Origin of the sequence: Lachnoanaerobaculum sp. OBRC5-5 (assembly GCF_000296385.1) — a bacterium.
Classification (GTDB): domain Bacteria; phylum Bacillota; class Clostridia; order Lachnospirales; family Lachnospiraceae; genus Lachnoanaerobaculum.
The window spans coordinates 2,498,352-2,512,364 of the sequence record NZ_JH815185.1; the positions used below are offsets into that span (position 1 = coordinate 2,498,352).

The window sequence follows — 14,013 nt, forward strand, 5'->3', positions numbered from 1 at the left end:
ATTTAGCTATGTAGATAACTCTTTGTAATGAATCGTTTTCAAAGACGTATTCTGCAAAACTATCCATAAATAATGGTCACATTGATTCTTGTATGAAGAATATAGAGGAATTCTGTTTATAACTCAGATGCAAAAAATTCAGTTGGTAAAGTTTATCGATAGAAACTCTATCAACCGAATTAATTACAATGAAATCAAAAAATGATTTTCTGTACTTTTCAAAATAGAAATATAATATCCATGTAAATTACTAATTCATGTAGTTGAAGTTTATTAGCATTTACAATTTTTATATGACTGTTAAGAGAAGTAAAATAAAAATATGTTTTCATTGATGAAGTTTTCCATTAGATCTATTTTATAATCAGCAAGACTGAGTATCTGATACATACTTTTTTACAACTATAGAGGACTTTGATTCCTAGAACATACAAAATCATTGGAAAAGGTGAAGAAGAAACTTCTGGAGGTAAAGAATAGTTATAATGGATGAAACAATGAAAATAGTATTTTGAAATTACAAAAGTATATAAAGGGATAGGTAAGGTAAATCACTTTAAGTTGGAAGATATGAAACAACGGTTATAAGAAACAGATGAATAAATGAGATACTATATTAAAGAATTTTATTGGAAACAATTGAAGAGAGTATAAATAGAAATAAAGAAACTGTGGAACTTGAATTTATTTATCCGAAGGGGATATATTTGAGATAGTAAAACACCGAAAAGTAATATGGCATTCTGTGCTAATACTCAATATGGTATTAGACAAGAAGCGAATAGTCGAGCTTGGATATATATCTTTAGCCGGATATTACCTACAATTATATGAAAGCTAAAGAGCCGATGTGTACCTAAAGGTACACATCGTGGTGTGAAAGGTCAAGGAAATTATTTGATTTCACATTCTACTCAATCTATAATGGTTTTAAATAAATTCCTGTCTTTGACAGTTTCAAAACTTAAAATGCCCATGAAACCCAGTGTTTTACCGGCTTTCAGGGCATTTTTATTTCGTTTTGAAACTTAAAAAATAGTATTTTATTTTCCTTTACTTTGTTTTTGTATTGTCCTCATTTGACTTTTGGTTATAAATTCAAAATCTGTATTAAAATGACAAATCTCATGCAGTTTATCTGTGAGCTCTGTTCGTTTATATAGAGGTATGAAACCTTGCTCTTTTATATATGCAAAATTAAAATCTTTTAAGGTCTTTAGAATCTCTTCGCATGTATACTTGTGTTCTAAAAATTTTTCAAGATATCTGTAAATAATCAAGGCTAAAAAGCAGGTTAAGAAGTGAAACGTAATTCTATCAGTTCTTTGTAAAAATACCGGTCTTGCTTCAAACTCGGTTTTCATAATTCTAAAGCATTCTTCTATTTGCCAACGCTTTTCACTTATACTTAGTATTTCACTTACATTATCGTCAAGTAGGTCTGTTGAGACGGCATACATACCATCATACTTGGCTTCCTCATCTATTTTTTCTGTATTAAGATAGTTATATACATTTGCTGTTTCACCATCATCAGTTACCGCAATACTACCAAGAAACCTGGCCGGATCATTAGGATTTCTTCTTTCTTTTTTGATACTGCCTCTTTCAAGCATTAACTTAGCTCTTTCAACTTGTTTTTCTCTAATAGACTTCTGGTATTTAGCATATTTTGGTGAATATGTGATGATAAGTCTTTGAGGCAAATCTTTCGGTGTATAAGGAGTATTTTTGTAATATATAGTCTCATCATCCTTTGAGATTTCAGCCGGATCTACCACTTTATCATCGTACAAACTTTTAAATCCCTTAGTATCTAAAGCCCATTGCCTATCCTGTGCATTAAGCGTTTTTATTGATTGGGTAACTACAAAAGCTCTTTCACCCATATGATTGTGCTTTCTTATTTTTTCCAAACCAAGTCCGGTATCACTACAGTAAATAAACTTTTGACAATCAAACTCTTTTAAAATTTTTTCTTCAAGTGGTTTAATAGAGGTTTGTTTATTTGTATTATAGGGTTTGGTCTATGTTCTTTGCTTTTGCCATATCTCTTAATGCCATCTTCATCCTCAATCTCAAAATAATAGTTAGTACAATCATAAAAAAGAAGTTTATCATTGCGCTTACCTGCTAAATGACTATTTCTATAAGTTTCAGATTGTATAAGGTCACATTCTTTACCGAGTACATTTAAAGAGCGATATACATCATGTAATTGGTAAGATGGTGGCTCTAAAAATCCCATAGAACAAGAGTAACTTGAGCGTTTACCGGAAGGTTCGAGTATTCTTGAGTAAATCAAATCGGATAATATAGAGTTGATATCAAACTTGAAGCTATACTTATCCCTTATCTTTCTGCAAACTTTATGTAAGCCAAGTTTATAATAAAAGTACTGCAAAAACAGGTAACCTACACGATAGAAGACCTGTTGCTGTGGCTGTAGTCTTTTGCTTGAGTTAAAAGAAATATTTACTATTTTATCTTTTTTGTACTTCTGTGTTTCAAGTTTTGCTTCAGCACGAGCCCATTTCATAACATCATCTCTAGTGGGTTCATGCCAGGACTTTTTTTATGCCTATTTAGGCAAACAAACTGTCAAAGACCCGGGAAGATGAGGTTTAAACAAATTTAAAAAAATGGAATTAGATTGACATAAAAAACATTCATGTATATAGTTATAATATAAATATTTAAGAACGAAATAGAAAGTCCTTTGTATAGAAGATGTAAATAATTGTGAAATAATGGACAATACAAAGATTCAAAGTATATAATTGTATTCTATAGTTTGAAAAAACTATTAGAAAATATATTTTTTAGTTTTAACTGTTTTTTCATCAGTCTTGGGAAGGATAATATATGAAGAAGATTAATCCTATGCGGTATAAGAACGGCGACAGTCTATAACTACCTTAAAAAGTATATTGTAAAAATGTTTTCTTATAGTGTTTGGAATGTTGTGGGTTGGTCATAAATGTTTAAATGTATAATAATTTTAATAATTTCAATTGTATTAGGCTTATATTTTTTATTTTGCAAAGATAATAATATATCCAGAGCCTTGGCAAATATGAAAGCAGGATATTATAATTATAATAAGATTTCTAAACTACTATCTATCTACTTTTTTGGAATAGCTGCTTCAATGGCAGTATGTATAATAGGAATAATTGTTGATAGTTTATTTTTGGAAATATTAAGTTTTTTTCTTACACTTGCTCTATATATATTTGTTTATATATATGAAGCAAATGATCATTTAAGATGATTTTTTGAAACATTATTTTTGTACAGTGATATATCAATGTTTTATATATAAGGGGCTGTCGGGAAATAAGTAATTTTACTTCCCGACAGCCCCTTAAAAAATTTTATTCTGATTTAACCTTGCAGAAGTTTTTCTTTCCTCTCTTAACAAGAAGTCCTTCGCCTGCAAAATCTTCTTTTGTAAAAGTTTTCTTTACATCATTTATAACTTCACCTTCTATGTAAACACCGCCCTGTTCGATATTTCTTCTGGCTTCGGATCTGGTCTTTGAAAGTCCGCTTACTACAAGCACACCTGAAAGATCTATAGTACCGTCTCTGTAATCCTCATCCTGCAGAACATATGTAGGAACATTGCTCATATCGCCACCGCCTACAAATAGAGACTTGCTTGCTGCATTTGCCTTATCGGCCTCTTCCTTGCCATGTACAAGCTCTGTAAGATGCATTGCAAGGATTTCCTTAGCTTCATTAAGTTTGGCACCTTCCCATTTGGACATTTCCTCTATCTGCTCAAGAGGAAGGAAGGTAAGCATCCTAAGGCATGTGAGAACGTCAGCATCAGGAAGATTTCTCCAGTACTGATAGAACTCAAAAGGAGTTGTTTTATTTGGATCAAGCCAAACTGCACCACCTACAGTCTTACCCATCTTTTTACCCTCAGAGTTCAGTAAAAGAGTAATAGTCATAGCATGTGCATCTTTTCCAAGCTTTCTTCTGATAAGCTCGGTACCGCCAAGCATATTTGACCACTGATCGTCACCACCGAACTGCATATTGCAGCCGTAGTCAAGGAAAAGCTTATAGAAGTCAAAACTTTGAAGTATCATATAGTTAAACTCAAGGAATGAGAGTCCGTTTGCCATACGGTTTTCATAACATTTTGCTCTGAGCATATTGTTGACTGAAAAATGCGGACCTATATCACGGATAAATTCCATATAGTTGAGATCTCTAAGCCAATCGGCATTGTTTACCATTCTGGCTTTATCCTCACCGAATTCAATAAAGCGACTCATCTGCTTTTTGAAACATTCACAGTTGTGATCGATATCTTCTATAGTAAGCACCTTTCTAAGGTCACTTCTTCCTGAAGGATCCCCAATCATACCGGTACCTCCACCTACCAAAGCGATAGGCTTGTTGCCTGCCATCTGTAGTCTCTTCATAAGGCAAAGCGCCATAAAATGACCTACATGTAAGCTGTCTGCTGTAGGGTCGAAACCGATATAGAATGTGGCTTCTCCGTTATTTATCATTTTGCTGATTTCTTCTTCATTTGTAACCTGGGCAATAAGTCCTCTTGCCTTTAATTCATCATAACAATTCATACATATCCATCCTTTATTTATTGCAGCTTCGGCTGATAAAAATTCATAAAAAGAAGTATAACAAAGTAATTAAAAAGAATCAAGCTTGAACTTTGAATATTTAAAGTTCAGAACTTTAAAGCAATAAAGACTTGATAATTTTTTACGATTAATTTATACTGTTAAAATATTACGGACAAAAATGCCGTATGACTATAAATACATTAAGTAAAGTTTCACATAATTTAAGTTTGAAACATATATAATGAAAGAGGCAACTATGGGAATAAAATATATTAGAAATCTTCCGAGTCCGGAAGAAATCATAGAAAAGTATCCTTTAAGTAAAGAACTTGTGGCAAAGAAAAAAGAATTTGATAAAGAAATAGCTGATGTAATCACAGGAAACAGCAAAAAGTTTTTGGCTGTAATAGGTCCTTGTTCTGCAGATAATGAGGATTCCGTGCTTGATTACGCAAGCAGACTTGTAAAAGTGGCGAAGGAAGTCAAGGATAAAATAATAGTTATTCCAAGAGTCTATACAAATAAACCCAGAACCAACGGAGACGGATATAAGGGGCTTTTGCATCAGCCGAATCCTGAGAAAAAGCCCAATGTACATGAGGGAATTATCGCAATCAGAAAGATGCATCTTAGAGTTATAGAAGAAACGGGGTTATTTACAGCAGATGAGATGCTCTACCCTGACAATCTCGGATACCTGGATGATTTAATGAGTTATATTGCAGTCGGTGCGAGGTCTGTGGAAAATCAGCAGCACAGACTTACATCGTCAGGAGTTGATGTACCTGTAGGTATGAAAAATCCTACAAGCGGTGATATGTCCGTAATGCTCAATGCGATATATGCCGCACAGCAGTCACATGAGTTTATCTATAGAAACTTTGAGATAAAGACTGACGGAAATCCTTTATCACATGCAATACTCAGAGGTGCGGTAAATAAGCACGGCCAGTGCCTGCCGAACTATCACTATGAGGATCTTAGACTTCTTTTGGATCTCTATATGGAAAGAGATATTAAAAATCCTGCCGTTATTGTGGATGCAAATCATTCAAATTCAAATAAGAAGTATAAAGAGCAGGTTCGTATAGTAAAAGAGGTGTTACACTCTATGAGATATTCACAGGAGATAGGAAATTTTGTAAAGGGTGTAATGATTGAGAGCTATATAGAAGAAGGAAACCAGAAAATTGAGGAGCATATATACGGAAAATCTATTACAGATCCATGCTTAGGATTTGAAGATTCAAAGAAGCTCCTTTTGGAAATGGCTGAAATGTTATAATGAATTATGCAAATATAAAATATGATGATATAGCAAACGGTCCGGGAGTAAGGACTTCTCTGTTTGTATCAGGTTGTACACATGCGTGCAAAGGTTGCTTTAACGAGACGGCATGGGATTTTAAATACGGTGAAGAATTTACAGATGAAACTATAGAGGATATATTAAAATCTGTAGAGCCCGAGTATATATCGGGAATTACCATACTTGGCGGAGAACCTATGGAAAAGGCAAATCAAAAGGGAATACTGCCGCTTATAGAGGAGTTTAAAAAAAGATATCCTGATAAAAACCTTTGGATATATTCAGGGTACACCTATGATGTGGACCTTGTTCCGGGCGGAAGAGCCTATTTTGATGAAACATCGAAAATCCTATCGCTTTGTGATGTGATGGTGGACGGTGAGTTTGTACAGGAACTCTATGATATTACATTGAGATTTAGGGGAAGTTCAAATCAGAGAATTATAGATGTGAAACAAAGTGCTAAAGAAGGAAAGACAGTACTTTGGGAGGGAGATGCCACATTTGCCGACCACAGCATGTAGATCGCTTGAAAACGATCTTCTTATAACAGATGATAAAAAATCTTATACAGGCGGAAATCAAGGCTGGTTTCTAAACCTTGGCTATAAAGATATAGAAGAATACGGTTGCGGAATAATTGCCATATGCAATTTTTTGATGTGCTTTTGGAAGTCTGTATATAAGAGCAAAAATACAGTAAGCAAAAATACATTTACAGCCTTTGTACTTATGGTCTACAGGAAGTATTTAAATATACTTGATACACCTCTTATAAAGGGACTGACAGGATTTGCCCTTGCAAGAGGAATAAATTCTTATTTCAGAGAAAATAAACTTTCTTTGAAAGCAAGATGGGGATTGGGATACAATATACTTTCAAAGGTAAATAAAAGTCTGCATACAGGGATGCCTGTAATACTCGGAGTAGGACCGGATCTTTTATCTTTTCTAAAAAAGGAAAAGGGAATAGAGGTTACAGATATTCAAACCGGCAATACAGCAAAGATATATGCACATTATGTGCTGATTTATGACTGTAAAAAAGAAAACGGAGAAGACTTTTTTTATATATCATCATGGGGTAGAGGGTATAAGCTTGCCTACAGTGATTTTATAAGATATCAAAAGAAAACATTTTTGGGATTTTTATTATCAAATATACTGGAAATACATAATATATAAATGAGGGATACTATGGAAGAAAAAAATTTTTTGTAGTATCCTTTTATTATACATTTTTAGGATGGCATTTATGAGAAAAAAAGTTTTAAATCAATCAATAAAAGTAAAAATCGGTATCTTCATTATTGCCGTAGTTTCTGCGTTGATAGTGAATTTATGTTTTGATTTTTTTGTTGTGGAATATACCTCTTCAGGTTTCGGTGAGATAATAAATGAGATATCGCTTTGTTATGAGTTGCAGGATGCGATGACAAAAGAAAAGGCGGACTTTAGCATCTTTATAAGAAACAGGGACAATATAGATGAATTGTTGGCAAGTTGCAAAAGAACGGATGAAATAGTTGACAAGTTGAAACTTGATATAATGCATATGGATAATGAAAGATATGCCAAAATATGGAGTATAAAAAACAGCTATCCGGTATATGCGGCCAAAAGACAGGAAATACTGGATGATAAATATGAAGCCAAGGACTTTATAGAAAAAGTATATAATGTGTATGAAATGCAGGATTATCTGATAAGCTATGGGGAAAGACTGATGGATGTTACTCTCAGTGAGAAAAATGCCATATATCAAAAGAGATCCGAATTCTTTAAGAAAATGCCTCTTGTACTGGGGATAATACTGATACCTATCATAGTATTGATAATTTATATGGCATTCAAGCTACAGGCTCTTATAATCTCACCGATAAACAGGATGGTTGAGATATCAAAAAATATTGCCAAAAATGATTTTTCAGATAAGGATATCATAATACGCAATAAGGATGAGATGGGAGATTTGACAAATGCCTTTAACAAGATGAAGCATGCCACCTCGGTATATATTTCAAGTTTGGAGGAAAGGTATGAGCTTTCGGAACTTTTGCACAAAGAGGCCATGGAAAAGATGAACATGGAAAAAAGGCTCAATGAGGCAAGATTTGACCTGCTTAAAAATCAGATCAATCCGCATTTTTTATTTAATACCTTAAATATCATAGCGGCTTCGGCCAATCTGGAAGATGCCAAGGATACCGAGGATATGATAAGGGCACTTGGAAATATATTCAGATACAGCTTAAAGACCGATGAAAAGCAGGTGAGTCTTGAGAGGGAACTGAGTATTGTAAATGATTATATGTATATACAAAAGATGCGCTTCGGTGACCGTGTTTCATACGATATAGTTTCAAAAGTTGAAAATGATAAGGTGTATATTCCGTCATTTTCACTTCAGCCTATAGTGGAAAATGCGATAGTACATGGGATTTCCAAAAAGGAAGAGGGCGGTAAGGTAGTCATAAGAGTATGGGAAAGAGAAAATATGCTTCACATTATTGTTGCGGACACAGGTGTCGGAATGAGTACTGAAAGGCTTAATCAGCTGAAAGATTTTATGAGAGAGAGGCCTACCGCAAAACTCGGAATAGGTTTCGGAAATATCTATAAGCGTATAAAGAATATATATAAAACAGGTGATTTGAGAATATACTCCAAAGAAGGAAAGATGACAGTGGTATATTTTCTGATACCGCAAACCGTTTAGGAAGGAGAAAATGTGAATTTACTGATAGCTGATGATGAAAACCTTGAGCTTAAGGTACTTGAAAAAACAATTAAGAAGTTTTTTTTAAATGAGCTTGATATTTTCATGGCAAGTAACGGAAAGCAGGCGGCAGGTATAGTTGAAAATACAGATATAAATATTGCACTTTTGGATATTGAAATGCCGGGTATGAACGGAATAGAGTTGGCAAAGCTTATAAGAGAGAAGAATCCTGATTGTGTTATCATATTTATAACGGCATATGACAGATTTGAATACGCCATAGAGGCTATGCATATAAAGGCATTTGACTATCTTTTGAAGCCGTGGAAGGAGGAAAAGCTTACAGGACTTATCACTGAAGCCATATCAAGTATAAAAGAAATAAGTTTTGATGACGGTAAAAGTGAAAATCTTCAGGATTCACAAAAAAGCATTATAAAAAAATATATAAAGGAAAATTATAAAAGAGATATAAGTGCCGGTGATGTGGCAGGTATACTTGGTTATTCTGATGTTTATTTTTCAAAGATATTTAAGCAGCTCTTTGATGATACCTTTATAAATTATCTGACCAATCTGAGAATAGAAAAGGCAAAGGTACTTTTAAAGGATGTCAGCTTTAATATAAAAGAAGTCGGTGCAAGTGTGGGGTATACGGATTCAAACTACTTTACAAAGGTTTTTAAAAGAGCTGTAGGAATGAGTCCTTCAGAGTACAGGGGTAACATTTAATTTAAAGATTAAAAATTTACTGATTATATTAAAATATTACCATTCACATAAGTTTTTCTTAAATATAGAATATATAAAAGAGATGTAAGACTTTTTAGTCTTAAGTATTTATTTTTTGGAGGAACAATGAAAAAGAGATTTTTTGCATTAGCAATCGCTACATTAGCATTATCAGCTTGCGGACTTAAGAGTCCTGAGACAACAACAACTGCAGCAAACAGCAACGAAACAACTGCTGCAAAGGCAGACGGCGGTAGCGAGGGTGCAGAGGTAACCTTGGTTTATGCGGAGGTAAACCCGCTTGATACAATCGTAGGACAGAGCGGTACGGCATTCAAGGAGAAGGTGGAAGAGCTTTCAGGCGGAAAGATTCATATCGATGTTCAGGCAAGCGGTGTACTCGGTTCAGAGAACGATGTACTTGACGGAATGCTTGGTGGAACAGGTACAGTAGATATGTCAAGAATTTCAGCTTTCGCTCTTACAAGCTATGGTGCAAAGAAGGCTTCACTTCTTTCATTACCGTACACATTTAACTCAAGAGAGCATTTCTGGAAGTTTGTAGACAGTGATCTGTCAAAGGAGTTCTTAGAGGAAACATCAGATCTTAACCTTGGTATCAAGAGCTTGTACTATGGAGAGGAAGGTTTCAGACATTTCTTTACAAAGAATCCTGTAAATTCAGTTGAGGATTTAAAGGGAATGAAGATGAGAGTTTCAAATGACCCTGTAATGAACGGAATGGTTGAGGGTCTCGGTGCATCTCCTACAGTAGTTGCATTTAATGAGCTTTATTCAGCACTTCAGACAGGTGTTGTAGACGGTGCGGAGCAGCCTATAACAAACTATAAGTCAAACGCTTTCCCTGAGGTGGCACCTAATATCATCCTTGACGGTCATACACTTGGAGCATTCCAGGTAGTAATCACAGATGACGCTTGGAATAAGCTTACACCTGAGCAGCAGGATATCCTTGTTGAAGCAGGAAAGTATGTAGGTGAGGTAAACAGAGAAATCGCTCAAAAGGCGGAGGACAAAGTTTTAGAGGAGCTTAAGTCATCAGGTGTAAATGTTGTTGAAGTAACAGACAAAACACCTTGGAAAGAAGCTACAAAGAATGTTATCGAAAAGAACACAACTGATCAGAAAGAATTATATCAGCAGATAGTTGACTTGGATAAATAATATTATGCCTCTTGGAGACTTCTCCAAGAGGTTTGTTGATAGAATAAGAGGTAATTATGTCAGATTTTTTTAAGGCGGTAGATAAAATAAAGCCGGCATATGATGCTACATACAAATTTGTTTTGCTTATTTGTAAACTTTTATTGATAGGAGATATTGCCATCACAACAATGGCGGTTGCCGGAAGATATATATCATTTATACCGGATCCTGCATGGAGTGAGGAGATAGTTCTTACATTTATGGCATATATGGCAGTGCTTTCAGCCGCACTTGCAATAAGAAGAGGCGCACATATCAGAATGACGGCCTTTGATCCGTATCTGCCTAAGAGTGTTGTAAGATTTTTGGATGTGCTTTCAGATGTTGCGGTTTTGATACTTGCAGTGGTAATGATAGTGGTAGGCTGGAAATATGCTATGAAGATTGGTGCAAAGGGTACTTATGTAAGTATGCCGGGACTTTCAAAATTCTGGCAGTACTTCCCGATACCTTTAGCAGGTGTTGCAATGTTAATATTTGAGCTTGAGGCACTTTATAACCATATAAAGGCTATTTGCTTAAAAGAAGATCCTAAGGAGGTGCAGGCATGAGTACAGGAGTAGCAATTACTATATTACTTATAAGCTTTTTTGTAATGATATTTTTGCGTTTCCCGATTGCATATGCGGTAGCACTTTCATCTTTGCTCTGCCTTTTGGCACAGGGACAACCGCTTTCAACAATATGTCAGCAGATGGTTAAGGGTATTTCATCATTCTCACTTATGGCGGTACCGTTCTTTATAACAATGGGTTGCCTTATGGGAAGCGGCGGTATATCGGAGAAACTTATTGCACTGGCAAATGCCTGTGTAGGCTGGATGCGTGGAGGTATGGCGATGGTTAATATCGTGGCTTCATACTTCTTTGGAGGAATTTCAGGTTCTGCGGCAGCAGATACGGCATCACTCGGTTCAATCCTTATACCTATGATGGTGGATCAGGGATATGATGCGGATTTTTCTACAGCGGTTACAATTACATCATCATGCGAGGGACTTTTGGTACCTCCTTCACATAACATGGTTATATATGCTACCACAGCGGGCGGTGTATCGGTAGGAAGCTTATTCCTTGCAGGATATATTCCGGGAGCATTGCTTGCAGTATCACTTATGATCGGTTCATACATAATTTCTGTGAGAAAGAATTATCCGAAGGGTGAGAAGTTCTCAATGAAGGTGCTTTTAAAGCAGCTCAGCGTATCATTCTGGGCATTGGCGGCAGTGCTTATAGTAGTTGTAGGTGTAGTAGGCGGTGTGTTCACAGCTACAGAGTCGGCAGCTATTGCGGTTATCTACAGCCTTATTGTCAGCGTATTCATATATAAAGGTCTTGACTGGAAGGGTGTATGGAAGACTCTTGATGAATGTGTAAATACATTGTCAATTGTACTTATCCTTATTTCAACATCAAGTATCTTCGGATATTGCCTTACAACACTTCATGTTCCGGATATGGCTGCAAGTGCAATCACAGGGTTTACAAACAACCCTATAATACTTGCATTACTTCTTAACCTTATTTTGCTTATACTCGGATGTATCATGGATATGGCACCTATCATACTTATTGCCACACCTATACTTCTTCCGATAGCAAACTCTATAGGAATAGGACCGATACAGTTCGGTGTAATGGTTATCTTAAACTGCGGTATAGGACTTCTTACACCACCGGTTGGAGGAGTACTCTTTATCGGTTCGGCCGTAGCAAAATTGCCTATGGAAAAGGTAGTAAAGGCAACATTGCCATTCTATCTTTGTATGATAATCACACTTTTACTTATAACATTTATACCTGTTATAAGCCTTGGACTTCCAATGCTTTTGGGAAGCTTATAAATAACAAAATATATTTTAAAAAATTTAACTGTACAAGCCCGAAAATGCTTGTTAAAAGTTATAAAACATAGTACAATTTGTTAAAGAGATGACAATAAATATTAAAATATATTTTGGAGGAAAATATGAGCAAGGTAGTAGTTGTTGGAGCAAATCATGCAGGTACTTGTGCAATCAATACAATCACAGGATTCAATGAGGGAGATGAGGTAGTAGTATTCGATCAGAACTCAAATATCAGCTTCCTGGGATGTGGTATGGCACTTTGGATAGGCGGTCAGATATCAAAGCCTGACGGACTTTTCTATTCAAACAAGGAAAAGCTTGAGTCACAGGGCGCAAAAGTAAATATGAACAGCAAGGTTGAGAGAATAGACTTTGATAAAAAGTTTGTATATGCAACTTTGGAGAACGGTCAGAAGGTAGAAGAAAGCTATGACAAATTGATACTGGCTACAGGTTCACTTCCTATAGTACCACAGATACCGGGCAAAGATTTGGAGAATGTTCAGCTTGTAAAGCTTTTCCAAAATGCCGAAGAAGTAATTAAGAAGCTTGAAAATCCTGATATCAAGACAATTGCGGTAGTCGGTGCGGGATATATCGGAGTAGAGCTTGCAGAGGCGTTTGAGAGACATAATAAGAAGGTAATAGTTGTTGATATAGCAAAGACCTCACTTTCAAGTTACTATGATCCGGAGTTCAGTGCACTTATGGACAAGAACCTCTCAGATCACGGTATCAAGCTTGCTTTCGGTGAGACTGTAAAGGAGATTAAGGGTAACGGCAAGGTAGAGGCTATAGTAACAGATAAGAATGAATATCAGTGTGATATGGTTATTCTTGCTATAGGATTCAGACCTAATACCGAGCTTGGAAAAGATTATCTTGAAACAATGTCAAACGGTGCATATATAGTTGATGAGACTCAGCAGACAAGCAAGAAGGATGTATATGCAATCGGCGACTGTGCAACAGTGCTTTTTAACTCTACAGGAGAGAAGTCATATATCGCACTTGCAACAAATGCCGTACGTTCGGGAATTATAGCCGCATATAATGCATGCGGTAAGAAACTTGAAACTATCGGTGTTCAGGGATCAAATGCTATTTCAATTTATGATTTAAAACTTGTATCCACAGGACTTAGCGAGCAGAAGGCAAAGCAGCTCGGTATGGATGTGCTTTCCACTTCATTTGAAGACTTACAAAAGGCAACATTTATTGAAACAACAAATCCTAAGGTAAATATAAAGATAGTATATGATGCAAAGACGAGAGTGATACTTGGGGCACAGATGGCATCTACATATGATATGTCAATGGGTATCCATATGTTCTCGCTTGCAATACAGGAGAAGGTAACTATAGACAAGCTTAAACTGCTTGATATATTCTTCCTTCCACATTTTAATCAGCCATATAACTACATCACAATGGCTGCATTATCCGCAAAATAAAATTATAGTAAACCAAAAGGGGCTGTGAAATAAGTACCTAAAAGAAATAGGACCATTCGATCATGCGAAAGGTCCTATTTTTGTGGTAAAATTAACTTGCAATGAAAAATTTA

Annotated in this window: 10 protein-coding genes and 1 pseudogene; 9 read left to right on the forward strand and 2 right to left on the reverse strand. The window is 35.5% G+C overall.

The window, feature by feature from the left end:
* Positions 1-1,043: 1,043 nt before the first annotated feature.
* Positions 1,044-2,563, reverse strand: a pseudogene (locus tag HMPREF1135_RS14475) (IS1634 family transposase); the annotation flags it as partial.
* Positions 2,564-3,377: 814 nt separating this feature from the next.
* Positions 3,378-4,604 carry a tyrosine--tRNA ligase gene (gene tyrS / locus HMPREF1135_RS11565; protein ID WP_007595389.1) on the reverse strand — a complete coding sequence of 409 codons (1,227 nt, stop codon included), beginning with the start codon at positions 4,602-4,604 and terminating at the stop codon, positions 3,378-3,380.
* Positions 4,605-4,863: 259 nt separating this feature from the next.
* Between tyrS and HMPREF1135_RS11570 the strand changes: the two genes are divergently transcribed.
* From HMPREF1135_RS11570 to nox, 9 genes are all read left to right on the forward strand, one after another.
* Positions 4,864-5,892, forward strand: a complete 1,029-nt coding sequence (locus HMPREF1135_RS11570; protein ID WP_007595391.1) for a 3-deoxy-7-phosphoheptulonate synthase — start codon at positions 4,864-4,866, stop codon at positions 5,890-5,892.
* Entirely contained in the window at positions 5,892-6,440 is a 549-nt protein-coding gene (gene nrdG, locus HMPREF1135_RS11575; RefSeq protein WP_007595393.1) for an anaerobic ribonucleoside-triphosphate reductase activating protein, read from the forward strand. The genes HMPREF1135_RS11570 and nrdG overlap by 1 nt, the downstream gene beginning before the upstream one ends.
* Positions 6,412-7,101, forward strand: coding sequence for a hypothetical protein (locus tag HMPREF1135_RS11580; RefSeq protein ID WP_007595395.1), 690 nt, complete (start codon positions 6,412-6,414; stop codon positions 7,099-7,101). Before nrdG ends, HMPREF1135_RS11580 begins: the two co-directional genes overlap by 29 nt.
* 70 nt (positions 7,102-7,171) lie before the next feature.
* Positions 7,172-8,635 carry a sensor histidine kinase gene (locus tag HMPREF1135_RS11585; protein WP_007595396.1) on the forward strand — a complete coding sequence of 488 codons (1,464 nt, stop codon included), beginning with the start codon at positions 7,172-7,174 and terminating at the stop codon, positions 8,633-8,635.
* 12 nt (positions 8,636-8,647) lie between these two features.
* Positions 8,648-9,370, forward strand: a complete 723-nt coding sequence (locus HMPREF1135_RS11590) for a response regulator transcription factor (protein ID WP_007595397.1) — start codon at positions 8,648-8,650, stop codon at positions 9,368-9,370.
* A gap of 126 nt (positions 9,371-9,496) precedes the next feature.
* Entirely contained in the window at positions 9,497-10,555 is a 1,059-nt protein-coding gene (locus HMPREF1135_RS11595; RefSeq protein WP_007595398.1) for a TRAP transporter substrate-binding protein, read from the forward strand.
* Between the two features lie 56 nt (positions 10,556-10,611).
* Positions 10,612-11,148 (forward strand): TRAP transporter small permease, encoded by a 537-nt coding sequence (locus HMPREF1135_RS11600; protein WP_007595399.1) that lies wholly within the window; start codon positions 10,612-10,614, stop codon positions 11,146-11,148.
* Positions 11,145-12,440 carry a TRAP transporter large permease gene (locus HMPREF1135_RS11605; RefSeq protein WP_007595401.1) on the forward strand — a complete coding sequence of 432 codons (1,296 nt, stop codon included), beginning with the start codon at positions 11,145-11,147 and terminating at the stop codon, positions 12,438-12,440. Before HMPREF1135_RS11600 ends, HMPREF1135_RS11605 begins: the two co-directional genes overlap by 4 nt.
* Positions 12,441-12,565: 125 nt before the next feature.
* Positions 12,566-13,900 (forward strand): H2O-forming NADH oxidase, encoded by a 1,335-nt coding sequence (gene nox / locus HMPREF1135_RS11610; RefSeq protein WP_007595402.1) that lies wholly within the window; start codon positions 12,566-12,568, stop codon positions 13,898-13,900.
* Positions 13,901-14,013: the final 113 nt, after the last annotated feature.